Annotated in this window: 19 protein-coding genes and 2 pseudogenes; 9 read left to right on the top strand and 12 right to left on the bottom strand. The window is 52.0% G+C overall.

The genetic code is table 11. The annotated features are described in order from the left end of the window. Positions 1-7: 7 nt before the first annotated feature. A complete protein-coding gene (locus HV311_RS06735) occupies positions 8-1,072 on the bottom strand; it encodes an AI-2E family transporter (RefSeq protein ID WP_016153975.1) in 1,065 nt (354 codons plus the stop codon). A gap of 226 nt (positions 1,073-1,298) precedes the next feature. On the opposite strand from HV311_RS06735, the gene bepA reads away from it, so the two are divergent. Both bepA and arsC read left to right on the top strand, forming a co-directional pair. Further along, positions 1,299-2,762 (top strand): beta-barrel assembly-enhancing protease, encoded by a 1,464-nt coding sequence (bepA, locus tag HV311_RS06730; protein WP_047501595.1) that lies wholly within the window; start codon positions 1,299-1,301, stop codon positions 2,760-2,762. An 87-nt stretch (positions 2,763-2,849) separates the two neighbouring features. Beyond that, on the top strand, positions 2,850-3,209 hold the full coding sequence (arsC, locus tag HV311_RS06725; RefSeq protein WP_046275209.1) for an arsenate reductase (glutaredoxin): 360 nt from the start codon (positions 2,850-2,852) through the stop codon (positions 3,207-3,209). A 35-nt stretch (positions 3,210-3,244) separates the two neighbouring features. On the opposite strand, the gene HV311_RS06720 is transcribed toward arsC, so the two are convergent. From HV311_RS06720 to HV311_RS06705, 4 genes are all read right to left on the bottom strand, one after another. Continuing rightward, positions 3,245-3,946, bottom strand: coding sequence for a DnaA inactivator Hda (locus HV311_RS06720; protein WP_200049399.1), 702 nt, complete (start codon positions 3,944-3,946; stop codon positions 3,245-3,247). 95 nt (positions 3,947-4,041) lie between these two features. Further along, positions 4,042-5,331, bottom strand: a complete 1,290-nt coding sequence (gene uraA, locus HV311_RS06715) for a uracil permease (protein ID WP_016157119.1) — start codon at positions 5,329-5,331, stop codon at positions 4,042-4,044. A gap of 95 nt (positions 5,332-5,426) precedes the next feature. After that, the gene (gene upp, locus HV311_RS06710) at positions 5,427-6,053 is read right to left on the bottom strand and encodes a uracil phosphoribosyltransferase (protein ID WP_003835110.1); all 627 of its coding nucleotides are present in this window, start codon (positions 6,051-6,053) and stop codon (positions 5,427-5,429) included. A 183-nt stretch (positions 6,054-6,236) separates the two neighbouring features. Further along, complete coding sequence (locus HV311_RS06705) at positions 6,237-7,667, bottom strand: 6-phospho-beta-glucosidase (protein WP_155574448.1); 1,431 nt, start codon at positions 7,665-7,667, stop codon at positions 6,237-6,239. 295 nt (positions 7,668-7,962) lie between these two features. On the opposite strand from HV311_RS06705, the gene purM reads away from it, so the two are divergent. The 4 genes from purM to ppx all read left to right on the top strand — a co-directional run bounded on the left by purM (position 7,963) and on the right by ppx (position 13,464). After that, a complete protein-coding gene (gene purM, locus HV311_RS06700) occupies positions 7,963-9,000 on the top strand; it encodes a phosphoribosylformylglycinamidine cyclo-ligase (RefSeq protein ID WP_016157121.1) in 1,038 nt (345 codons plus the stop codon). Then, entirely contained in the window at positions 8,997-9,641 is a 645-nt protein-coding gene (gene purN, locus HV311_RS06695) for a phosphoribosylglycinamide formyltransferase (RefSeq protein ID WP_016153983.1), read from the top strand. The genes purM and purN overlap by 4 nt, the downstream gene beginning before the upstream one ends. A 210-nt stretch (positions 9,642-9,851) precedes the next feature. After that, a complete protein-coding gene (ppk1, locus tag HV311_RS06690; protein WP_003835119.1) occupies positions 9,852-11,918 on the top strand; it encodes a polyphosphate kinase 1 in 2,067 nt (688 codons plus the stop codon). 4 nt (positions 11,919-11,922) lie between these two features. Then, the gene (ppx, locus tag HV311_RS06685) at positions 11,923-13,464 is read left to right on the top strand and encodes an exopolyphosphatase (protein WP_016153985.1); all 1,542 of its coding nucleotides are present in this window, start codon (positions 11,923-11,925) and stop codon (positions 13,462-13,464) included. On the opposite strand, the pseudogene HV311_RS06680 reads toward ppx, so the two are convergent. After that, a pseudogene (locus HV311_RS06680) lies at positions 13,444-15,645 on the bottom strand (sensor domain-containing phosphodiesterase); the annotation flags it as partial. The gene ppx and the pseudogene HV311_RS06680 sit on opposite strands and share 21 nt — an antisense overlap. A 53-nt stretch (positions 15,646-15,698) precedes the next feature. Here HV311_RS06680 and HV311_RS06675 point away from each other — a divergent pair. Then, positions 15,699-16,679 carry an IS5-like element IS5 family transposase gene (locus HV311_RS06675; protein WP_064349473.1) on the top strand — a complete coding sequence of 327 codons (981 nt, stop codon included), beginning with the start codon at positions 15,699-15,701 and terminating at the stop codon, positions 16,677-16,679. 148 nt (positions 16,680-16,827) lie between these two features. Here the strand turns inward: HV311_RS06675 and HV311_RS28205 are convergent. Beyond that, positions 16,828-16,914: pseudogene (locus HV311_RS28205) on the bottom strand (hypothetical protein); the annotation flags it as partial. 350 nt (positions 16,915-17,264) lie between these two features. Here HV311_RS28205 and HV311_RS06670 point away from each other — a divergent pair. Then, positions 17,265-17,468, top strand: coding sequence for a YfgG family protein (locus tag HV311_RS06670; protein WP_047416419.1), 204 nt, complete (start codon positions 17,265-17,267; stop codon positions 17,466-17,468). 554 nt (positions 17,469-18,022) lie between these two features. Here HV311_RS06670 and guaA read toward each other — a convergent pair. Together guaA and guaB are read right to left on the bottom strand one after the other, a co-directional pair. After that, positions 18,023-19,600, bottom strand: a complete 1,578-nt coding sequence (guaA, locus tag HV311_RS06665; protein ID WP_016153990.1) for a glutamine-hydrolyzing GMP synthase — start codon at positions 19,598-19,600, stop codon at positions 18,023-18,025. A 63-nt stretch (positions 19,601-19,663) separates the two neighbouring features. Then, positions 19,664-21,130 carry an IMP dehydrogenase gene (guaB, locus tag HV311_RS06660; RefSeq protein ID WP_181633409.1) on the bottom strand — a complete coding sequence of 489 codons (1,467 nt, stop codon included), beginning with the start codon at positions 21,128-21,130 and terminating at the stop codon, positions 19,664-19,666. A gap of 160 nt (positions 21,131-21,290) precedes the next feature. Here guaB and xseA point away from each other — a divergent pair, with 160 nt between their 5' ends. Beyond that, positions 21,291-22,664: an exodeoxyribonuclease VII large subunit gene (gene xseA, locus HV311_RS06655; protein ID WP_191220890.1), complete on the top strand. Its 1,374-nt coding sequence runs from the start codon at positions 21,291-21,293 to the stop codon at positions 22,662-22,664. On the opposite strand, the gene HV311_RS06650 is transcribed toward xseA, so the two are convergent. The 3 genes from HV311_RS06650 to HV311_RS06640 all read right to left on the bottom strand — a co-directional run bounded on the left by HV311_RS06650 (position 22,661) and on the right by HV311_RS06640 (position 25,615). Then, positions 22,661-22,876: a zinc ribbon domain-containing protein gene (locus HV311_RS06650; RefSeq protein ID WP_016157125.1), complete on the bottom strand. Its 216-nt coding sequence runs from the start codon at positions 22,874-22,876 to the stop codon at positions 22,661-22,663. The genes xseA and HV311_RS06650 overlap by 4 nt on opposite strands. 51 nt (positions 22,877-22,927) lie before the next feature. Next, positions 22,928-24,010, bottom strand: a complete 1,083-nt coding sequence (locus tag HV311_RS06645) for a Gfo/Idh/MocA family oxidoreductase (protein ID WP_191220889.1) — start codon at positions 24,008-24,010, stop codon at positions 22,928-22,930. A gap of 63 nt (positions 24,011-24,073) precedes the next feature. Beyond that, the gene (locus HV311_RS06640; protein WP_047358235.1) at positions 24,074-25,615 is read right to left on the bottom strand and encodes a peptide MFS transporter; all 1,542 of its coding nucleotides are present in this window, start codon (positions 25,613-25,615) and stop codon (positions 24,074-24,076) included. Positions 25,616-25,752: the final 137 nt, after the last annotated feature.

Below are 25,752 nucleotides of genomic sequence, written 5' to 3'. Positions count from 1 at the left end.
AAACAGATTAGGGTTCATCAACGACCTGACCATCCGGCCAGGCATGCATTACCGCTTTGATTAACGTCGCCAGAGGAATAGCAAAGAATACGCCCCAGAATCCCCACAGGCCGCCGAATATCACCACTGAGAGAATAATCACCAGCGGATGCAGATTTACCGCCTCGGAGAACAGCACCGGCACCAGCAAATTACCGTCCAGCGCCTGGATTATCAGGTATACGGCAAAACAGCTCCAGAACTCGGTGCCAAGCCCGAACTGGAACAATGCCACACCGACCACCGGAATAGTGACCACGAAAGCGCCGATATACGGGATCAGCACGGAGAAGCCTACCAGCACCGCCAGCAGCAGCGAATAGTTGAGGCCAAACAGCAGGAAGCCGAGCCAGGTCGCCACGCCGACCACCACCATTTCCAGCACCTTGCCGCGGATATAGTTGGTGATTTGCTGGTTCATCTCTTTCCACACCTGCCCCGCCAGTCCGCGATTACGCGGCAGCACCCGACGCACTGCGTTCAGCATTTGTCCTTTATCTTTGATCAGGAAGAACACCATCAACGGGACGAGAATCAGATACACCGCCAGCGTCAGCAATCCGACCAGTGAAGCCAGTGAATATTTCACCACCGAATCGCCCATGGTGAGCATTCGCGAGCGCATATTCTCCGCCATCGCATCAATAATGCCCGCATCCATCAGCGCCGGATAACGCCGCGGTAAGGTGGCGGCAAAATCAGACAATTTGTTGAGCATGCCGGGCATATCGCGGATCAGGTAGATCCCCTGTTGCCATGCAACGGGCATTACCACAAACGCCATCAGCAGCAAAATACCGACAAACACAACCAAAACAATCGATGTCGCCCAACGCCGTGAACAACCAATATGTTCCAGCCGTACTGTCGGCCATTCGAGCAGGTACGCCAGCACAATGGCGACCAGCAGCGGCGCCAAAAGACCGCTAAAAAAGAACAGGATGCCAAAACCGGCAACCAGAATAATCAGCAAGGCGATGGCTTCGGGGTCGCTAAAGCGGCGGCGATACCATTGCATCAACATTTCGAGCATAAAACCCTTCCATGAATCCAATAGCGGGATTGCGATCCCGAATTGTATCGAAATGTCACAAAAAAGACTTCGCTTTTTATAGCGGATTACGCAAAGTGAAAAGTCATTTTTCCTGGGTGTTCATCGTCAGGTTTCGCAGTTACACTCCCTAAGCTTGCGGAGTGTGAACGAAACTTCACGGCATTGGTCAAATGGCTATCTCAAAAAAGAATACAGGACAGAGGTTATGTTCAGGCAGTTGAAAAAAAACCTGGTTGCTACCCTCATTGCTGCACTGACCATCGGTCAGGTTGCGCCCGCATTTGCAGAAACCGCGGACACCCTACCTGATATGGGAACCTCGGCAGGGAGTACGCTTTCCATAGGACAGGAAATGCAGATGGGCGATTATTATGTGCGCCAGCTGCGCGGCAGTGCGCCATTAATTAACGATCCGTTGCTGACGCAATACATTAATGCGCTGGGGATGCGTCTGGTCTCGCACGCCGACTCGGTAAAAACGCCCTTCACCTTCTTTTTGATTAACAACGATGAAATCAACGCCTTTGCTTTCTTTGGCGGCAACGTTGTTTTGCACTCCGCACTGTTCCGCTATTCCGATAACGAAAGCCAACTGGCATCGGTTATGGCGCACGAAATTTCCCACGTTACGCAGCGTCACCTGGCGCGCGCAATGGAAGACCAGAAACGCAGCGCGCCGCTAACGTGGGTGGGTGCGTTAGGGTCAATTTTATTGGCGATGGCCAGCCCGCAAGCAGGTATGGCGGCGCTGACCGGTACGCTGGCGGGTACACGTCAGGGGATGATTAGCTTTACGCAACAAAACGAACAGGAAGCAGACCGCATCGGTATTCAGGTACTGCAACGCTCGGGATTCGATCCCCAGGCCATGCCGACATTTCTGGAAAAATTGCTCGATCAGGCCCGTTACTCTTCGCGTCCACCAGAAATTTTGCTGACTCACCCCCTGCCAGAAAGCCGTCTGTCGGATGCCCGTAACCGCGCCAACCAAATGCGTCCGGCTGTCGTCCAGTCTTCAGAAGATTTTTATCTGGCCAAGGCACGCACCTTAGGCATGTACAACTCTGGTCGCAACCAGCTGACCGATGACCTGCTGAGTAACTGGTCGAAAGGCAACATACGTGAGCAACGTGCGGCGCAGTATGGCCGGGCATTGCAGGCAATGGAGGCCAGTAAATATGACGAGGCACGTAAAGCACTACAACCGCTGCTGGCGGCAGATGCTAACAATGCCTGGTACCTCGACCTGGCAACGGATATCGATCTCGGCCAGAAGAAAACCAGCGATGCCATTAATCGGTTGAAAAACGCCCGCGACCTGCGCACCAACCCGGTACTGCAGCTCAACCTGGCAAATGCGTATTTACAGGCCGGGCAAGCCAAAGAGGCGGCGACCATCCTGAATCGCTATACGTTTAACCATAAGAACGACCCTAACGGCTGGGATCTGTTAGCGCAAACGGAAGCCAACCTGAACAACCGCGATCAGGAGCTGGCGGCCCGCGCGGAAGGGTATGCCCTCGCAGGACGTCTGGATCAGGCGATTTCGATGCTCAGCAGCGCAAGCTCACAAGTCAAGCTGGGTAGCCAGCAGCAGGCCAGATACGATGCCCGTATCGACCAGCTACGCCAACTGCAAGAGCGCTTTAAACCGTATACGAAAATGTAATTATCGAACCCTTGCCGGATGGCGATATGTAGGCCAGATAAGGTCTTTTGGTCGCCATCCGGCAGGATTGTTATGCAAGGAGAAGTCATGTCAGACGCGATTAAAATCTACCATAACCCACGCTGCTCCAAGAGCCGTGAAACGCTGGAGTTACTGAAGTCTAACGGTGTGGACCCGGAAGTGGTGTTGTATCTGGAAACCCCGGCTGACGCCACAACCCTGCGTGAATTGCTGCAGATGCTGGGCATGTCCAGCGCGCGCGAGCTGATGCGCCAGAAAGAAGATCTCTATAAGTCACTTAATCTGGCGGACGTAAATCTGAGTGAAGATGCGCTGATTCAGGCAATGGTGGAAAACCCGAAATTGATGGAGCGCCCGATTGTGGTTGCCAAAGGCCAGGCGCGAATTGGACGCCCGCCGGAGCAGGTACTGGAAATCATCGGTTAACCTGAAACCTGCCGCAGTCTCTTCGGCTGCGGCGCTTACAGCTTCAGTATCTCTTTTACGAATGGAATGGTCAGCTTACGCTGGGCAGTGATCGATGCATGATCAAGCTGATCCAACGTCATAAACAGCGTACGCATTTCTCGATCCAGACGCTTGAGCAGGAAGCGTCCCACATCTTCCGGCAGTTCAAACCCACGAAGTCTGGCGCGTAATTGCAACGCCTGCAGCTTATCTTCATCGGAAAGCGGCTGCAGCTTGTAGATTTGTCCCCAGTCCAGGCGCGAGGCGAGATCCGGCAACCCCAGATTCAGCTGTCTTGGCGGGCGATCGCCTGTGATCAGCAGACGCGTTTTCCCCGACTCCAGGATGCGGTTGTAGAGATCAAAGATCGCCATTTCCCACAGCGAATCCCCGGCCACACATTCGATGTTATCGATGCATACTAGCGATAAATGCTCCATACCGTCGAGCACCTCGGGGACGAACCATGTACGCTTGTCGAGCGGCACATAGCCTACCGCATCGCCGCGCGCGGACAGTTCCGCACAGGCTGCATGCAGCAAATGACTACGGCCAGCGCCTTCACGCGACCAGAGATAAATATACCCGCTATGGTCCTGACGCAGCACGTTTTGCAGTGCAGCCAGTAAAGAGGAGTTATCCCCCGGCCAGAAACTTGCGAAAGTTTCGTCGTCAGGAAGATAAAGTGGCAAAGAGAGCTGTGCCGGTGTGTTCAGAGATACCTCAACCCAGGATTTCATAAAATCGCGTTGAGTTTAACACAGAAATACGTCGTGATAGAACCGGGCAGCATCGCCACCCGGTAAGAGATTTACTGTTGCGGACTGTCGGCATCTTCCGCGTCAAGCACGACTTCTTCCGGACGCAGCAGGCTGATAACTTTGAAAATCAGGCTCAGACAAACGCCAACAATGGTCGCCAGCGCCATGCCTTTCAGCTCAGCGGCACCAATGTGAACTTTCGCACCACTCACGCCGATGATCAAAATAACCGAGGTCAGGATCAGGTTTTGCGCTTTGTTGTAGTCAACTTTTGACTCGATCAGTACGCGAATACCGGAAGCACCAATTACGCCGTACAGCAGCAGCGATACGCCCCCCATGACCGGCAGTGGAATGATTTGGATCGCCGCAGCCAGTTTGCCCACACAGGAGAGCAGAATGGCAAAAATTGCCGCGCCGCCGATAACCCAGGTACTGTAAACACGGGTAATCGCCATTACGCCAATGTTTTCGCCGTACGTGGTGTTCGGCGTAGAGCCGAAGAAACCAGAGATAACCGTAGACAGGCCGTTGGCAAACATAGAACGATGCAGGCCAGGATCGCGAATCAAATCTTTTTTCACGATATTCGCCGTTACCACCAGGTGTCCAACGTGTTCAGCGATGACCACCAGCGCCGCCGGCAGGATGGTCAGAATGGCAACCCATTCAAAGCGCGGCGTGTAGAACGTTGGCAGAGCAAACCAGTGGGCCTGCGCAATCGGCGTGGTGTCCACGACCCCCATCACGAAGGAGAGCGCGTAACCGGCCAGCACCCCAATCAGAATCGGGATTATCGCCATAAAACCGCGGAACAGTACAGAGCCAAATACCGTAACCGCCAGCGTCACCATTGAGATGATGATGGTTTTTGAATCCGGTAATTGTCCCTCTGCGGGCAGTAACCCCGCCATGCCCGCAGCGACGCCAGCCAGCTCCAGACCGATGACGGCAACGATTGCGCCCATCGCCGCAGGAGGGAACATGACATCCAGCCAGCCGGTTCCTGCTTTCTTAACGATGAAAGAAACCAGACAGAACAGAACGCCGCACATAATGAAACCACCCAGCGCCACTTCATACCCTAACGGCAGCAACAGCAGTACTGGGGAAATAAATGCGAAGCTGGAACCCAGATACGCAGGAATTTTACCTTTACAGATAAAGAGATACAGCAACGTACCAATGCCGTTAAACAGCAGAACGGTAGCCGGGTTGATGTGGAACAGGACTGGCACCAGTACCGTTGCGCCAAACATGGCGAACAGGTGCTGCAAACTAAGCGGGATTGTCTGTAAAAGCGGCGGTCTTTCACTCACCCCGATAGCACGGCGCGTCATAGTGTTTTCCTCTGAGTGTTGTTTGTTATTAGCCTTGGGTTGTTATATTCAAAAAAAAGCCGACTCTTAAAGTCGGCTTCTTTTCACTTATTCGTTTACTTGGTACCAAAAATCTTATCGCCGGCATCGCCGAGCCCCGGAATAATGTATCCGTGCTCGTTCAACCCCTGATCGATGGAGGCCGTGTACAGCTCAACATCCGGGTGCGCTTTTTCCAGTGCCGCGATACCTTCCGGTGCCGCAACCAGGACCAGCACTTTAATGCTGGTGCAGCCTGCATTTTTCAGCAGGTCGATGGTGGCGATAACGGAACCGCCGGTTGCCAGCATCGGGTCAACGATCAGCGCCATACGCTCATCGATGTTAGATACCAGCTTCTGGAAGTACGGAACCGGCTCCAGCGTTTCTTCGTTACGGTACATACCAACCACGCTGATACGCGCGCTCGGAACGTTTTCCAGTACGCCTTCCATCATGCCCAGGCCCGCACGCAGGATTGGCACAACGGTGATTTTTTTACCTTTGATTTGGTCAACTTCAACCGGACCGTTCCAGCCTTCAATGGTCACCTTTTCGGTTTCCAGACCAGCGGTTGCTTCATAAGTCAGCAGGCTGCCAACTTCCGAGGCGAGTTCACGAAAGCGTTTAGTGCTGATGTCGTTTTCACGCATCAGTCCCAGCTTGTGTTTGACGAGTGGGTGTTTGACTTCCACGATCTTCATACTCTTCTCCTTTCCTCAGACGAGTGGCAACCACAAAAAAAATCGCCGGATTATACCGCTTTTCGTCTCTGGCGCAACACTGGATACGCTTGATATGGATCAACCAAAGTCGTTTGCGTCTGGATGATGAGTATAAAACAAGCCCCGCATTATTGGCGGGGCTGGCTGTCAATACTATGAATTTTATAGATATTCAGCATTGGTCTGGATAACGTTTTGATACCATGAAAAAGATTTCTTCGGCGAGCGTGCTAACGTTCCGCTTCCGTCATTATTTTTATCAACATAGATAAAGCCGTAGCGTTTTTTCATCTCCCCCGTCCCGGCCGAGACTAAATCAATACAGCCCCACGGGGTATAGCCCATCAGGTCCACGCCATCTTCCACTACCGCTTTTTTCATTTCGCTGATATGTGCGGCCATATAGTCAATACGATAGGAATCATCTACCGAGCCGTCAGCCTGCTGCACGTCAATCGCACCAAAGCCGTTTTCTACGATAAACAGCGGCAGTTGGTAATGATCCCAGAACCAGTTCAGCGAATAGCGCAGACCAACGGGATCAATCTGCCAGCCCCAGTCCGATTTCTGCACGTACGGGTTGGAAACCAGGCTTTTCGACTCGTCGTAGTCCAGCTGTGGGTTGTCTACCGTGGCCTGCGTTGCGAAAGACATATAGTAGCTAAAGCCGATGTAATCGACACAACCCTCGGTCAGCGCCTGACGGTCTTCCTCGGTGATATCAAGATCAAAGCCACGCCGGGCAAAGTAGTTGAGAAGATGCTGCGGGTATTTGCCGCGCACATGGACATCGGTAAACCAGTAACGCCGGTGCATGGCGTTCATCGCCATCATCATATCGTCCGGCGCGCAGGTCAGTGGATAGATAGGACACATGGCAATCATGCACCCTATCTGCAATGCCGGGTTAATCTCACGCGCAGCCTTTACCGCCAGTGCGCTTGCCACCAGTTCATAGTGCGCCGCCTGGTACATAACCGGCTCGCGGTCTTCACCGGGCTGGTATTTCAGGCCAGAGTTAGTAAAAGGCGCGAAGTCTTCGTGATAATTTGCCTGGTTGTTAATTTCATTAAACGTCATCCAGTACTTCACTTTGTGCTGGTAACGGGTAAAAACCACTGCGGCAAAACGGACAAAGAAATCGATAAGCTTACGGTTACGCCAGCCGCCATATTCCGTCACCAGATGGTATGGCATCTCGAAATGCGACAACGTAATCACCGGTTCAATGCCATATTTCAGGCATTCGTCAAACAGGTCATCATAGAACTGCAGGCCAGCCTCATTGGGTTGCGCTTCGTCGCCTAAGGGGAAAATACGCGTCCAGGCAATCGAAGTACGAAAACATTTAAACCCCATTTCGGCAAACAGTTTAATGTCGTCTTTATAGCGGTGATAAAAATCGATGGCGTCGTGGTTAGGGTAGTTTTTACCGGCAATCACACCGTCAGTGATTTCACGCGCCACGCCATGCGCCCCCGCCGTCATGACATCGGCAACGCTAATTCCTTTTCCACCTTCCTGCCAGCCACCTTCCAGTTGATGAGCGGCTACGGCACCACCCCACATGAAATCTGCTTTAAATCCTGACATCCCCTTCCCCTCTCGTGATTACTCTGTGCAAAACGCTGTTGATGAGGTCTGCAACAGAAAACAGAAACCGGTTTCAGTACGATACTGTGTATTCAGCAGGCAGGTTTCAAGCACAAGACTGTACCCGGTTTCATTTTCGTGGCGCAGTTCAAACAAATAGATAAATGATTGTAAAATGCTGAAAAAATCAGCACATAAAACTTGATGCAGAGCAGGCTCGCAAACGTTTGCTTTCCCTGTTAGAATTGCGCCGAATTTAACTTTTACTGCAAGTAAACATGTGGGGAAGCAGGCAGTGACCGATAAAACCTCTCTTAGCTACAAAGATGCCGGTGTTGATATTGATGCAGGTAATGCTCTGGTTGATCGAATCAAAGGCGTAGTAAAGAAAACTCGTCGTCCGGAAGTTATGGGTGGTCTGGGTGGCTTCGGTGCGCTGTGCGCATTGCCGCAAAAATATCGTGAACCGGTACTGGTTTCCGGCACTGATGGCGTCGGAACAAAACTGCGTCTGGCGATGGATCTGAAACGCCACGACACTATCGGCATTGACCTCGTCGCAATGTGCGTCAACGACCTCGTGGTTCAGGGCGCTGAGCCGCTGTTTTTCCTCGACTACTATGCTACCGGCAAACTGGATGTGGATACCGCAGCCAGCGTCATTAACGGTATTGCCGAAGGCTGTCTGCAGTCTGGCTGTGCGCTTGTCGGCGGTGAAACGGCTGAAATGCCGGGGATGTACCACGGCGAAGATTACGACGTGGCAGGCTTCTGCGTTGGCGTCGTCGAAAAATCAGAGATCATCGACGGTTCAAAAGTGGCTGACGGCGACGTACTGATTGCACTCGGCTCCAGCGGTCCGCACTCCAACGGCTACTCTCTGGTGCGCAAAATTGTTGAAGTCAGCGGTTGTGACCCGGAAACCACCGAGCTTGAAGGCAAGCCGCTGGCCGATCACTTACTGGCCCCGACCCGCATTTATGTCAAATCCATTCTGGAATTGATTGAGAAGGTTGATGTGCATGCCATTGCCCACCTGACCGGCGGTGGTTTCTGGGAAAATATTCCACGCGTTCTGCCAGATAACACGCAGGCTGTGATCGATGAATCTTCATGGCAGTGGCCAGCCGTCTTCAACTGGCTGCAAACGGCGGGTAACGTCAGCCAGCATGAGATGTATCGCACCTTTAACTGCGGCGTAGGCATGGTTATCGCCCTGCCAGCTTCTGAAGTGGACAACGCCCTTGCTTTGCTCAATGAGAAAGGTGAAAACGCATGGAAAATCGGTATCATCAAAGCTTCTGATTCCGAACAGCGTGTGGTCATTGAATGAAAAACATTGTGGTGCTCATTTCCGGCAACGGAAGCAATTTGCAGGCGATAATGGATGCCTGCGAACAGAATAAAATCAATGGCACCATACGTGCAGTATTCAGTAACAAGGCCGATGCGTTCGGCCTTGAGCGCGCACGCGAAGCGAATATTCCTGCACACTCGCTGGAAGCCGCCCAGTTTGCCAGTCGCGAAGCATTCGACCAGCAACTGATACAAGAAATCGACGCTTATGCCCCCGATGTCGTGGTGCTGGCCGGTTATATGCGCATTCTAAGTCCGGCGTTTGTTGCTCACTATTCTGAACGATTGCTGAATATCCACCCGTCTTTATTGCCGAAGTATCCTGGCCTGCACACGCACCGTCAGGTTCTGGAAAACGGCGATGAAGAGCATGGCACTTCCGTCCATTTCGTCACCGATGAACTGGACGGCGGACCGGTTATTCTCCAGGCCAAGGTTCCGGTATTTGAAGGCGACAGCGAAGATGATGTCACGGCACGAGTCCAGACCCAGGAACATACCATTTACCCGCTGGTGGTAAGCTGGTTTACTGATGGTCGCCTGAAGATGCGTGATAACGCAGCATGGCTGGACGGCGTTCGTCTGCCGCCACAAGGCTACGCCGCCGACGAAGAATAAAATCAACCTGTAAACCGGATCTCATCATCCGGTTTACAGGCATAAATACCTTTTCCGGTTAACATCTCCGGTATTCATCTACGCTCCCCCTTTCTCTTTGCTATCAGACGGTTTATTGTCATATTTTTCTGGCACTGTTGGACATCTGAGAGCAATGCTCGCCATAATAAATCGGTAGTGTCCCGTGAATGAAACGGAGTAAAAGTGGTAATGGGTCAGGAAAAGCTATACATCGAGAAAGAACTCAGTTGGTTAGCGTTCAACGAACGTGTACTCCAGGAAGCTGCTGATAAGTCAAACCCGTTGATCGAACGGATGCGTTTCTTAGGCATCTATTCCAATAATCTCGACGAGTTTTATAAGGTTCGTTTTGCCGAACTGAAGCGCCGAATCATTATTAGCGAAGAACAGGGTTCAAACTCTCACTCCCGCCATCTGTTAGGTAAAATCCAGGCCCGCGTATTAAAAGCCGATCAGGAATTTGACGGCCTGTACAACGAGTTGCTGCTGGAGATGGCGCGCAACCAGATTTTCCTTATCAATGAACGTCAGTTGTCGGTCAATCAACAGAGCTGGTTACGCCATTACTTCAAGCAATATCTTCGCCAGCACATTACACCGATCCTGATTAACCGCGAGACGGATTTAGTTCAGTTTCTGAAAGATGACTACACCTATCTGGCGGTGGAAATTATCCGCGGCGATACGATCCGCTACGCGCTGCTGGAAATCCCTTCCGACAAGGTTCCCCGTTTTGTGAATCTACCGCCGGAAACCCCGCGCCGTCGCAAACCGATGATCCTGCTGGACAACATCTTACGCTACTGCCTTGACGACATTTTCAAAGGGTTCTTTGATTACGATGCGCTGAACGCCTATTCGATGAAAATGACTCGCGACGCCGAATACGATTTGGTGCACGAGATGGAATCGAGCCTGATGGAGCTAATGTCGTCCAGCCTGAAACAGCGCCTGACCGCAGAGCCTGTACGGTTTGTCTATCAGCGCGACATGCCCAATGCGCTGGTCGAGGTACTGCGTGAAAAGCTGACGATTTCTCGCTACGACTCGATTGTTCCCGGCGGGCGTTACCATAACTTCAAAGACTTTATTAATTTCCCCAACGTTGGCAAAGCTAACCTGGTGAACAAACCGCTGCCGCGTTTGCGCCATATCTGGTTCGATAACGAGAAGTTTCGTAACGGCTTTGACGCCGTTCGCGAACGCGACGTGCTGCTATATTATCCGTATCACACTTTTGAGCACGTTCTTGAACTGTTGCGCCAGGCCTCTTTCGATCCGAGCGTGCTGGCGATTAAAATCAACATCTACCGTGTGGCCAAAGACTCGCGCATCATTGATTCGATGATCCATGCTGCGCACAACGGTAAGAAAGTCACCGTGGTGGTGGAGTTGCAGGCTCGCTTTGATGAAGAAGCCAACATTCATTGGGCCAAGCGTCTTACCGAGGCTGGCGTTCACGTCATCTTCTCCGCGCCGGGCCTGAAAATTCACGCCAAATTGTTCCTTATCTCGCGTAAAGAAGGTGATGAAGTTGTGCGCTATGCACATATCGGGACGGGGAACTTCAACGAAAAAACGGCGCGTCTCTATACCGACTACTCGTTACTTACCGCCGACTCACGCATTACCAACGAGGTTCGTCGGGTGTTCAACTTCATCGAGAACCCGTATCGTCCGGTGACGTTCGATTATCTGCTGGTTTCTCCGCAGAACTCGCGCCGTTTGCTGTACGCGATGATTGACAAAGAAATCGCCAACGCGCAGCAAGGACAGCCTTCCGGTATCACGCTAAAACTGAATAACCTGGTCGATAAAGGCCTGGTTGATCGTCTCTATGCGGCCTCAAGCTCAGGCGTGCCAGTCAATTTATTGATTCGCGGTATGTGCTCTTTGATTCCGAACCTGGAAGGCATTAGCGACAATATTCGCGTGATAAGCATAGTTGACCGCTACCTTGAACACGACCGGGTTTATATCTTCGAAAACGGTGGCGACAAGCAGGTATACCTCTCCTCCGCAGACTGGATGACCAGGAATATCGACTATCGCATCGAAGTCGCCACACCGCTGCTGGACCCGCGTCTTAAGCAGCGTGTGCTGGATATTATCGATATCCTGTTCAGCGACACGGTGAAGGCTCGCTTCATCGATAAAGAACTCAGTAATCGCTACGTACCGCGCGGAAACCGCCGTAAGGTTCAGTCACAATTGGCGATATACGACTACATCAAATCACTCGAGCAACCTGACTAACGCTATGCCAATACACGACAAGACTCCACGACCGCAGGAATTTGCTGCGGTCGACCTTGGTTCAAACAGTTTCCATATGGTCATTGCCCGCGTGGTTGATGGCGCAATGCAGATTATCGGGCGACTGAAACAGCGCGTTCATCTGGCGGATGGCCTCGGCGAAGATAACAAGCTGAGCGAAGAGGCAATGGAGCGCGGATTAAGCTGCCTGTCGCTGTTCGCCGAACGTCTGCAGGGCTTTCCCCCATCAAGCGTATGCATCGTGGGAACCCATACTTTGCGTCAGGCGCTAAATGCGACCGATTTTCTCAAGCGAGCAGAAAAAGTTATCCCCTACCCGATTGAGATTATTTCCGGTAATGAAGAAGCCCGACTGATTTTTATGGGCGTGGAGCACACCCAGCCGGAAAAGGGTCGTAAGCTGGTTATTGATATCGGCGGTGGTTCAACAGAACTGGTGATCGGCGAAGATTTCGAGCCCAAACTGGTGGAAAGTCGTCGTATGGGCTGCGTCAGTTTTGCTCAGATGTATTTCCCGGGCGGCGCTATTAGTCGGGAAAACTTCCAGCGTGCGCGCATGGCGGCAGCGCAAAAGCTTGAAACCTTAACCTGGCAGTTTCGCATTCAGGGCTGGAACGTTGCGCTGGGCGCGTCGGGCACGATTAAAGCGGCACACGAAGTGCTGCTGGAGATGGGTGAGAAAGATGGTTTTATCACCCCCGAACGCCTGGACAAACTGCGAACCGAAGTGCTGAAGCATGCGTCATTCGATGCGCTCAGCCTGCCGGGGCTGTCTGAAGAGCGAAAAGCGGTGTTTGTGCCGGGACTCGCGATTCTGTGCGGCGTTTTTGACGCACTGGCTATCCGCGAACTCCGCCTTTCTGATGGTGCACTACGCGAAGGCGTGCTGTATGAGATGGAAGGTCGTTTTCGCCACCAGGACGTTCGCAGCCGTACCGCGAGCAGCCTGGCGAACCAGTACAACATCGACAGCGAACAGGCCCGGCGCGTACTGGAAACGACGATGCAAATGTACGACCAGTGGCATACGCAGCAGCCAAAGCTGGCCAATCCACAACTGGAAGCGTTGCTGCGCTGGGCGGCGATGCTGCATGAGGTTGGGCTGAACATCAACCACAGCGGTTTACATCGCCACTCGGCGTATATCCTCCAAAACAGCGATTTACCGGGTTTCAATCAGGAACAACAGCTGATGATGGCAACCCTGGTTCGATATCATCGCAAAGCGGTGAAACTGGATGATTTGCCCCGCTTTACGCTGTTCAAGAAAAAACAGTTTCTGCCGTTAATTCAGCTGTTGCGCCTGGGCGTGCTGCTGAATAATCAGCGACAGGCGACCACCACGCCACCGACACTGACCCTAATTACCGACGACAACCACTGGACCTTACGCTTTCCGCATGACTGGTTTAGCCAGAATGCGCTGGTGCTGCTCGATCTGGAAAAAGAGCAGCAATACTGGGAAGCCGTTACCGGCTGGCGACTCAAAATTGAAGAAGAGAGTTCACCCGATATCGCCGCATAAGCTCTCAGCAGGTGCCAGTTCTTCTGGCACCTGTTCTTCCAGCATTTCATGCAACGGCTGCGGTTTACCAATCAGATACCCCTGCATGTAATCAATCCCCAGCGAAATTACCGCACTGCGTATTTCTTCGCTTTCGACGTACTCCGCGACCACCAGCATTCTTTTCATCCGCGCCAGATGGCAAATAGAGGCCACGATTTGATAGTCGAGGCTATTCGAAACGATGTTGCGAATAAAGCTGCCATCAATTTTCAGGATATCGGCATTCACATTCTTCAGCCGCGCATAGCTGGCATATCCGGTACCAAAATCATCAATCGCAATCTGACAGCCCAATGATTGCAGTTGCAGTAGCGTTGCCTGCGCCTGTTCCGCATTGGTTAAGGCATTGCTTTCCGTTACTTCAAAAATCAGCTGCCACGGTTCAACTTTGTACTTAATCAGTAGTTGGTTGATGTCATGCGGAAGCCGGGCCCGGCATACCGACGTGGGAGATAAGTTAATAGCAAACCGACGGGCGGGCATTTTTTCCCGATTCTGCGCCATAAACTTCAGCGTATTTTCAATCACCCACAGATCGATGCTGGATGACAATCCAAACTCATGCGCTACCGGTAAGAAGCTGTCAGGACCGATGGTTTTACCATCATCCCCCTCTAGCCGCAGCAGAATTTCGTGATAAACATCGCCGCGCACGCCTGAAATCGGCTGCGCCATCAGGAAAAAGCGATTGTGCTCCAGCGCCAGTTGCAGACGATTCATCATCGCAACCTTATCTTTCAGGTCACGTTGCAGGTGCATCACGCCTCGGCGCTGCAAATTCTCTGGCGCATTAGTCGCCAGAGAAAGCTCGGCGATGGTGCTTAACTCCCCCAGTAACAAGTAGATGTGGTTAACAGGAGAACGGACATAGCAAAAACTAATCCCCACCTGCGGCTGTAAAGGCATGCCATCCCAGATAAAACGAAACTGCTTGATATGCCTGTCCAGCGCTTCAATACGCTCCTGATGCGACTCGGTGTTAAAACGCAGAACTAAATCATTACCCGATAACTGATAGACATGCTCATCTTGTTTCAGCAATGGCTTTACCCACTGGGCAAGTTTTTGCTTGTACTGGATACGCAGCATAATGCCGTAATTTTTCACCAGCAGTTCCATACCCGGAACACTCAAAAAGCAAAGCACTGACCATGGCGCCTTTCTCAAATCCCGGTTCAAAGCGCGCAAATTCGGAATATGCACCATGGGGTCAAAGAAGGCCAGACGATGAGAATGTCTGGCGACAATTCTCTGGCGCGTTGCCAGTACGGCAATAAAATTCACGATGAAGGAGAAAACCAGGTAACTCGATGAGGTAATGGCAAGCTGCACATCGTAACCCGAATACCAGGGCATATAGCGTTGATAATAATGAATTGCTGTAATGAGTACGAGCATCCATATTAACGAAATAAATTTATAACCGTAACGCATTGCTCCCCATAGCATGACGGGCAGCAGCAGTGACAAGGTATAATTCGTGCTAAATATCGAGCTTTGCTCATCTAGCGGCATACACAACAATGTCATTAGTATGGTCAATATAATCAGCCAGACCGCAAACTCTGTTTTGGTAACTTTGGTGTCAAACTGCTGCTTTAATTGAGATAAATAGCCTCTGATATACAAAGGATTACGAATCGTGCGAATGATAAAGTAGCACAGTGGAACCCCAACCAGATTCCCGGCCAGCATGGCCTGATAGTTGATCAACGTGCCGGTATTAAGGGGCATAACGCCCACCATGCCGGATTTGCTCTCATAGACGCCCACAAACGCGGCGAAATGGAAGAATAGCAGAAACAGCGTTGCCGGGCAGAAAACCTGCCAAAACATGTGCTGAAACATCAGGTGGGAGTCACCGTAAGAAACGTTATTCCGCCGGGGAGCAAAAACTTTATACCCTCCCCAACTAAGCACTATCGTAACTATAAAGTGCGAAATTATTGAGAGCATTTCAAATAACCCAACCTGCGGATATTTGTACCAGATGATGGAAATGATAATTCCTGGTAATGCCGCCCAGCCGAAAAACAACATCAGGCTAACCATCAGCGCTAAAGGCAGGTAGAAAAGAATTACGTTCCCGGTACTAATATGGGCATAGGTGTTAGCAGTGCTCAAGGAAGGTGCGAACAAGTCCCTGATATGAGATCATGTTTGTCATCTGGAGCCATGGAACAGGGTTCATCATGAGTCATCAACTTACCTTCGCCGACAGTGAATTCAGCAGTAAGCGCCGTCAGACCAGAAAAGAGATTTTCTTGTCCCGTATGGAGCAGATTCTGCCATGGCAAAACATGGTGGAAGTCATCGAGCCGTTTTACCCCAAGGCTGGTAATGGCCGGCGACCTTATCCGCTGGAAACCATGCTACGCATTCACTGCATGCAGCATTGGTACAACCTGAGCGATGGCGCGATGGAAGATGCTCTGTACGAAATCGCCTCCATGCGTCGGTTTGCCCGGTTATCCCTGGATAGCGCCTTGCCTGACCGCACCACCATCATGAATTTCCGCCACCTGCTGGAGCAGCATCAACTGGCCCGCCAATTGTTCAAGACCATCAATCGCTGGCTGGCCGAAGCAGGCGTCATGATGACTCAAGGCACCTTGGTCGATGCCACCATCATTGAGGCACCCAGCTCGACCAAGAACAAAGAGCAGCAACGCGATCCGGAGATGCATCAGACCAAGAAAGGCAATCAGTGGCACTTTGGCATGAAGGCCCACATTGGTGTCGATGCCAAGAGTGGCCTGACCCACAGCCTAGTCACCACCGCGGCCAACGAGCATGACCTCAATCAGCTGGGTAATCTGCTGCATGGAGAGGAGCAATTTGTCTCAGCCGATGCCGGCTACCAAGGGGCGCCACAGCGCGAGGAGCTGGCCGAGGTGGATGTGGACTGGCTGATCGCCGAGCGCCCCGGCAAGGTAAGAACCTTGAAACAGCATCCACGCAAGAACAAAACGGCCATCAACATCGAATACATGAAAGCCAGCATCCGTGCCAGGGTGGAGCACCCATTTCGCATCATCAAGCGACAGTTCGGCTTCGTGAAAGCCAGATACAAGGGGTTGCTGAAAAACGATAACCAACTGGCGATGTTATTCACGCTGGCCAACCTGTTTCGGGCGGACCAAATGATACGTCAGTGGGAGAGATCTCACTAAAAACTGGGGATAACGCCTTAAATGGCGAAGAAACGGTCTAAATAGGCTGATTCAAGGCATTTACGGGAGAAAAAATCGGCTCAAACATGAAGAAATGAAATGACTGAGTCAGCCGAGAAGAATTTCCCCGCTTATTCGCACCTTCCCTCAATATAGGCAACAGCAAAGAAGGCAAGATGAGAGGTAACGCCCACCATCTATCTCTAATACCAATATAATTTTTATTGAGTTTCATAGATGCTCAGTAGAATCCCGCACATCCTGCAGGGGGTATTCGGACAGGCATCCCACCTGACGTTAAAACGATAAAGTTAAATACATTAAAATGACTCATCAATTTTAGTTGTCAGCAAAGGGTGATGCTTGATACACATCAATAAATAAGTCCCTCATTAATCAATTATTACTCTTTTCATGGTTTTTTATCGTTATCTCATTATTAATGCAAATAATAATATTAATTTCCATAACATAAATAGATAAAACAACTGAAGCAATTTTACATAATGAAAAATTGACCATTCCCTCACAGTATGCCTTAATGTGACTATCGCCCTCAGTTGGGTACACTACAAGGAACCTTTTGTGAGCCAGGTTACCAGCCTACGCAAACGACACCGATTTAACAGTCGCATGATCCGGATCGTACTGCTTATCAGCTTTCTTTTCTTCTTCGGACGCTTCGTCTACTCCGCCATAGGTGCGTGGCACCACCACCAGAACAAAAAAGAATCTCAGCAGATCACCCTGCCGCAACAGGCATCTCCTGCACAAACTGACGTTCGCTGATCGCTCGCGCCGATGATACCTCAGCATTAAGATTCCTTACCGGATGGCTAATCGCCTGACATTTAACCATCCGGTAAGGGATTTGAGTGATGAAACTTCACGCAGTCTTACCCGCCACATGTGCTGATATATCGGATAATCAACCGTGTTTTTCGCACAAATACACAATCTTTTAATCCCACTTCACCGCGCCATTCGCACTGATTTTTTACGTTCCAGTGTACTGGATATAAAAAAGAGACACTGCGCTCAAATAGACGCTAATTAATATCTCCAGAAAATATCACTGACTAAAACATTCATATTTAGCATAAACTTAAATGCTTATCTGAATTGTTACCGTTATTAAATTCTACAGGGTAATACCCTGAGTATTTTTCATTATTTCCGTAAATAAGAAGCGGTGTTGAATGGAGCGCAGACGTTAAGTGTGTGATTAACCCTACTATCGAGCAGGACTGTCGCATCGATAAAAATTCGCGCAATAAAAAGCCCTCTGTAAAAAGAGGGCTTTTACATACTACCGGTTCAGAAACCGCTAAACGGGAGGAATATTATTCCCATTCAATCGTAGCTGGCGGCTTACCGCTGATGTCATACACCACGCGGGAAATACCGTTAACTTCGTTGATAATGCGGTTAGAGACGCGGCCTAAGAAGTCATACGGCAGGTGCGCCCAGTGCGCGGTCATAAAGTCGATGGTTTCAACAGCACGCAGGGAAACAACCCAGTCGTACTTACGGCCATCGCCCATGACGCCAACGGAACGTACTGGCAGGAACACGGTGAACGCCTGGCTCACTTTGTTGTACAGGTCAGCGTTGTGCAGTTCCTCAATGAAGATAGCATCCGCACGGCGCAGCAGGTCGCAGTACTCTTTCTTCACTTCGCCCAGCACGCGTACGCCCAGACCCGGCCCCGGGAATGGGTGACGGTACAGCATGTCGTACGGCAGACCCAGTTCCAGACCAATCTTACGCACTTCGTCTTTGAACAGCTCACGCAGCGGTTCAACCAGACCCATCTTCATCTCTTTCGGCAAACCGCCCACGTTGTGGTGAGATTTGATGACGTGCGCTTTACCCGTGGCAGAAGCCGCGGATTCGATCACGTCCGGATAGATGGTTCCCTGCGCCAGCCACTTAACGTCTTCCAGCTTCAGCGCTTCTTCGTCGAAGACTTCCACGAACACGCGGCCGATGATTTTACGTTTAGCTTCCGGATCGTTCTCGCCTTTCAGCGCGTCCAGGAAACGCTTTTCACCTTCAACATGAATGATGTTCAGGCCGAAATGGTCGCCGAACATATCCATCACCTGCTGAGCTTCGTTGAGACGCAGCAGACCGTTGTCGACGAACACACAGGTCAGGTTTTTGCCAATTGCACGGTGCAGCAGCATCGCGGTGACGGAGGAGTCAACGCCGCCGGAGAGGCCGAGGATCACTTTATCAGTGCCAACCTGCTCACGAATGCGGGCAACGGCGTCATCGATAATTTTTGCCGGGGTCCACAGCGCTTCACACTGGCAGATGTCGCGCACAAAACGCTCCAGCATGCGCATCCCCTGACGGGTGTGGGTAACTTCCGGATGGAACTGCACACCGTAGAAACGTTTTTCCTCGTGCGCCATGATGGCAAACGGGCAGTTGTCGGTGCTGGCAACGGTCACGAAACCTTCCGGAATAGCGGTCACTTTGTCGCCGTGGCTCATCCACACGTCCAGCAGTGGTTTGCCGTCTGCGGTCAGAGAGTCTTCAATACCGCGGATCAGCGCGCTGTCGGTCTGAACTTCAACCTGCGCATAGCCGAATTCACGTTCGTTAGAACCTTCAACATGACCACCGAGCTGCATTGCCATAGTCTGCATGCCGTAGCACACGCCGAACACAGGCACGCCCGCAGTGAAAACGTATTCCGGCGCACGCGGGCTGTTTTCTTCAGTGGTGCTTTCCGGACCACCGGAAAGAATGATACCGCTTGGGTTGAATTCGCGAATTTGTGCTTCCGTAACATCCCACGCCCACAGTTCACAATAGACGCCCAGTTCACGTACGCGACGAGCAACCAGCTGAGTGTACTGAGATCCGAAATCAAGGATGAGAATGCGATGTTTATGAATATTGTCTGTCATTGACGCTAATTCCGAGGCAAGTGAAACAAATTCGCCCGGCATATAGCCGGGCGCGGAAACTTATCAGGAGCCCATGCGGTAGTTAGGGGACTCTTTGGTGATGGTCACATCGTGAACGTGACTTTCCTGAATACCCGCACCGCTGATACGTACAAACTCTGCTTTTGTTCGCAGCGCGTCGATAGTACCACAGCCGGTCAGACCCATACAGGAGCGCAGGCCACCCATCTGCTGGTGAATGATCTCTTTCAGGCGACCTTTATACGCAACGCGACCTTCGATGCCTTCCGGGACCAGTTTGTCAGCGGCGTTATCGCTTTGGAAATAACGGTCGGAAGAACCTTTGGACATCGCGCCCAGAGAGCCCATACCACGGTATGATTTGTAAGAACGGCCCTGATACAGTTCGATTTCGCCCGGAGATTCTTCAGTCCCCGCCAGCATAGAGCCAACCATCACTGCAGAAGCACCCGCAGCGATCGCTTTTGCGATGTCGCCGGAAAAACGAATACCGCCATCGGCAATAACCGGAATACCAGTGCCTTCCAGCGCTTCAACGGCGTCAGAAACGGCGGTGATCTGCGGTACACCGACGCCGGTAACGATACGGGTAGTACAGATGGAGCCTGGGCCGATACCGACTTTAACAGCGCTGCAGCCGGCTTCCGCCAGCGCACGAGCGCCTGCACCAGTCGCAACGTTCCCCCCGATGATCTGCAGATCCGGGTATTTAGCACGAGTTTCACGGATACGCTGCAGTACGCCTTCTGAGTGACCGTGAGAGGAGTCAATCAGCAGAACATCCACGCCAGCAGCAACCAGCGCGTCAACACGCTCTTCGTTACCCGCACCTGCGCCTACAGCAGCCCCAACGCGCAGACGACCATGCTCGTCTTTACAGGCGTTAGGTTTACGTTCCGCTTTCTGGAAATCTTTAACGGTGATCATGCCGATCAGATGGAAGCTGTCGTCAACGACCAGCGCTTTCTCGACGCGTTTTTCGTGCATTTTGGCAAAGACAACATCGCGTGCTTCGCCTTCACGAACGGTCACCAGACGCTCTTTCGGCGTCATGTAGACGCTAACCGGCTGATTCAGATCAGTCACAAACCGTACGTCACGACCGGTGATGATGCCGACCAGTTCGTTATCTTCAGTCACTACCGGGTAGCCTGCGAAACCATTACGCTCGGTCAGTTCTTTTACTTCGCGCAGAGTGGTGGTTGGCAGTACGGTTTGTGGGTCGGTCACGACGCCAGATTCATGTTTCTTCACGCGACGAACTTCTTCCGCCTGGCGCTCAATAGACATGTTTTTGTGGATAAAACCAATGCCGCCTTCCTGGGCCAGGGCAATTGCCAGGCGCGCTTCCGTCACGGTGTCCATTGCTGCGGAGAGCATAGGAATGTTCAGGCGAATGGTTTTCGTCAACTGGGTGCTGAGATCAGCAGTATTCGGCAGAACGGTAGAATGAGCGGGAACGAGGAGGACGTCGTCAAACGTCAGGGCTTCTTTTGCGATACGTAGCATGGGCAATATCTCACCTGGGAGGTTATTAAATATTGCCGCGGCATTATACAGAGCGTAACCGATTGCATCCACACTTTTTTGCAAAAAAACCTTGCGCTCCTCTGTGAGCATGTTACTTTCGACTGAATAACTTGCTGATTTAGAATTTGATCCCGCTCACATGTTATCCTCTCAGACCACCTCAATTTTTACCGTAAGCCGCCTGAATCAGACGGTTCGTTTGCTGCTTGAGCAGGAAATGGGACAAGTGTGGATCAGCGGTGAAATTTCGAATTTCACTCAGCCGTCCTCCGGTCACTGGTATTTCACGCTCAAAGATGACACCGCTCAGGTACGCTGCGCGATGTTTCGCAACAGCAATCGCCGGGTAACGTTCCGACCACAGCACGGTCAGCAGGTACTGGTACGCGCCAACATTACATTGTACGAGCCGCGCGGCGACTATCAGATAATTGTTGAGAGCATGCAGCCAGCGGGCGAAGGTTTGCTGCAGCAAAAATATGAGCAACTCAAGGCCAAACTGCAGTCTGAAGGGCTATTCGATCAGCAGTTCAAAAAAACGCTGCCCTCACCGGCCCACTGCGTCGGGGTAATCACCTCTAAAACCGGCGCCGCGCTGCACGATATTCTCCACGTCCTGAAGCGTCGCGACCCTTCCCTGCCCGTTATTATCTACCCGACCGCAGTCCAGGGCGATGATGCGCCAGGGCAGATCGTTCGGGCCATTGAACTGGCGAACGCGCGGGGCGAGTGCGATGTGCTGATCGTCGGGCGCGGCGGCGGCTCGCTGGAAGATTTGTGGAGCTTTAACGACGAACGTGTAGCACGGGCGATCTTTGCCAGCCGCATTCCAGTCGTCAGCGCCGTCGGCCATGAAACCGATGTCACTATTGCCGATTTTATTGCAGATTTACGGGCACCTACGCCGTCGGCGGCGGCAGAAATTGTCAGCCGTAATCAGCTTGAACTGCTGCGTCAAATACAGCATGGTCAGCAGCGTCTGGAGATGGCGATGGACTACTACCTCGCCAATCGTACTCGTCGATTTACCCAGCTTCATCACCGCTTGCAACAGCAGCATCCGCAACTGCGTCTGGCCCGTCAACAGACCGTGCAGGAACGACTGCGTCAGAGAATGAACTTCGCACTTGAGAATAAGATTAAACAGGCAAATCAGCGTCAGCAGCGCATGCTGCAGCGTCTGAATCAGCAAAACCCGCAGCCGCGTATTTACCGTGCGCAAACACGCATTCAGCAACTGGAATACCGCCTGGCGGAAAATATCCGTGCGCGTTTAAGCGAACAGCGCGAGCGTTTTGGCAACGCGGTTACCCATCTTGAGGCAGTCAGCCCACTGGCCACGCTGGCCCGCGGTTATAGCGTGACGACCGCAAAAGAGGGTGAAGTGCTGAAACAGACTAAACAGGTTACAGCAGGTGATGTGCTCACCACCCGCCTGTCTGACGGATGGGTGGAAAGCGAAGTGAGAGCAGTCACGACGACAAAGAAAACTCGCAGGAAAAAACAGGATTAAAGCGGCACAAACGCCACGCGTTTCTTCGAGATAAGGCCATGACCGTTCTGGCAGAAATAATCCACCGCACCACAGGCTTTAAGCACCTGCAGTGGCTGATTGCACTCCGGGCAGTGCGCTTCTAACTGAATATCTTTATTACAGTTATCACAGTGCGCCATACCGTTTTGCGGCTCCAGCTCTGCATGACAATCCGGGCAAATAATAGACATAGCGACTCCAGTACAGGGATCCATTACTGCGCTGAGTTTAACACGATGCGTTTAATGCCGCCCGCGTAACTGCTGCTGTAACGTTAACAGGCACTCCACTTCCTCCAGCCTGCGCTGCGTCGTGCGGCTCACTTCCTGTGGGCTGCGTTCAAACAGACTTTGCGCGCCCAGAATATGCTCCGCCAGACAATGGGCATATACGCTACCAGGCAGACTCCAGCGTTGTACAACATCACCGTCAATCAATTCGAGCACATCCTCGACACCACGGCGATCATGGCTAATGACACGACCATCGCGCAGACAAAGGCGCAGGCCTTTTTGTCCGCCAGCCGGCCCCGCGTATTTATTCAGCCAGATGTCCAGCGGAATGCCGCTAATCTGTCCCTGCAGATGCGCCTCTCCTTCTGCTGTGGTCAGGTCGCCCTCTACAATATTTCGTCCCAGACGGTCTTTAGCACTCTTCACCTGCAAGGTCATACTGTCATTACCGCCCAGGTAACGCACTGTTTCACGCAGCATTGCCAGTACATGTGTGCCAATGTCCAGAATCACACCGTCCGGATGACGAAGCTCACGGGTATCCGGCTCACCGGTGGCAAAGTTTAGCGCAATAGGTTCTCCAACAGCATTAAACCCGCTCGGTTCCTGCAAAAAACCGTCGATTTTAGCAATGTGTGAAAAGTGAGAGACAAGTGCCTGTTGTGGAATATCGCCCTGCCACTGCGCTCCGAGTTTGCCCAACGCCAGCTGCATTGCGCCATTGCGTGCCATCCAATGGTCGAGTGCCAGCACACGGTTGGCAGCATCCGGTTGAGCCAGCAGCGTTTTCAGTTTTTCAATTTGGGAAAGCGTGGCGACAATAGGCTTTTCGACCACGATACGAGCGATGGGAGCCGCCAGCGCCTGTTCAAGCACATCGAGGTGATGCAGGGATGCGGTGGTAATAAACAGGGTATCAAGCGGCATTGCAAGAAGTTCAGCGAGCGACGCACAGCGTGTCACGTCTGCGGGCTGCTTTGCGGATTGAAGATCAAATCCCACACAGCGTAGTGCATCACCGAACATATTACGTAATGCGGGCAAGTATGCCGTTTCAACGACTGCACCAAGCCCAACAAATCCTAACAGCATGCTCTTACCTCGTTAATTGAATAGCCGGGACATAACGTCTGCCCCGGCACAATCGAGGTGTTATCAGGCGCTAGTTGCCGGTTTAGTTTGCGTATTCTCCAGCATGCGACGAATCGGAACAATGAGGATGATCAGTACCGCAGCGCAGATCAGCAGCGCAATCGAGCAGCGTGCGAAGAGATCCGGCAGCATATCCAGTTGGTCAGCCTTCACATGACCGCCAATCAAACCTGCGGCCAGGTTGCCCAGCGCACTGGCGCAGAACCACAGGCCCATCATCTGCCCGCGCATTCTTTCCGGCGCCAGCAGCGTCATTGTCGCCAGACCGATCGGACTCAGGCACAGCTCGCCAAGCGTCAGCATCAGGATACTGCCCACCAGCCAGAATGGAGAAACGCCTGCCCCGCCGTTACTGAGAACGTTTTGCGCCGCCATCATCATCAGACCGAAGCCTGCCGCCGCAAAGAGGATACCGATAACAAACTTGGTGATGCTACTCGGGCGAATATTCATGCTTGCCAGCTTCGGCCATGCCCAACTGAATACCGGTGCCAGCAGGATAATAAACAGCGCGTTTATCGACTGGAACCAGACCGCCGGGATTTCAAAATCACCGATCATACGGTTAGTGTAGTCGTTGGCGAACAGGTTGAATGAGGTTGGCTTCTGCTCAAACGCGGACCAGAAGAACGCGGCGGAAACCAGCAGGATAAAGCAGACCAGCAGTCTGGCGCGCTCTTTACGGTTCAGACCGGCAAAGATGAACAGGTAGATAAAGTAGAGCGCAACGGAGGCTGCAATCACGTACACCAGCATGCTGGCAACCGCGACCGGATTAATTACAATCACGCCTTGCGCTATCAGCGTAACGATAACCGCCGCACCGACAGCCAGCGCCAACAGCCACGCGCCCACGCCGTTACGTTTCACTACCGGGCTATTCCAGGTGGAGTCGAGCCCCACTTCGCTGTCGTAGCGTTTCATTGATGGAACGGCAAATACACGGAAAATGATCAACGCCACCAACATCCCGATACCACCGATGCCAAAGCCCCAGTGCCAGCCGTGGGTTTTAATCAGCCAGCCGGAAATCAGCGGCGCGATAAACGACCCCATGTTGATGCCCATGTAGAACAGCGAGAAACCGCCGTCGCGACGCGCATCGCCTTTTTTATACAGCGTGCCAACCATGACCGAAATACAGGTCTTAAACAGACCGGAGCCGAGCACGATAAACATCAGACCAATAAAGAACAGGTTGTTCCCCATAATGGCGGAGAGCGCAATTGACAGATGGCCGAGGGCAATCAGGATGGAACCGTACCACACCGCTTTCTGTTGGCCGAGCCAGTTATCCGCCAGCCAGCCACCCGGCAGCGCAGCGAGGTACATCGTACCGGCAAAGATACCCACAATCGCCGAGGCATTTTCACGTGCCAGCCCCATGCCGCCGTCATAAACGGTAGCAGCCATAAACAGGATCAGTAACGGGCGAATGCCATAAAACGAGAAGCGCTCCCACATCTCTGTGAAGAACAGCGAGCCGAGCGGATAAGGATGGCCGAAGAAAGTTCGGCTTTCTTTTTGATTAACAGAGGATTGCATAATTCTCCCGAAAGTTATGTCGTCGTGTGTGTAAACACCGCGATGTACGCCAGCCAGTTACGTATCTGACCGATTTTTTACATGCAGCGAAAATTTATTTAACCATTTGATAACCTAAGGCTAGTTTTGTCTAGTAC

The sequence above is a fragment of the Citrobacter sp. RHBSTW-00881 genome (assembly GCF_013728515.1).
GTDB lineage: Bacteria > Pseudomonadota > Gammaproteobacteria > Enterobacterales > Enterobacteriaceae > Citrobacter > Citrobacter braakii.
Note: the sequence above shows the minus strand (reverse complement) of the source record. Positions and strands in the feature narration are given on the sequence as shown.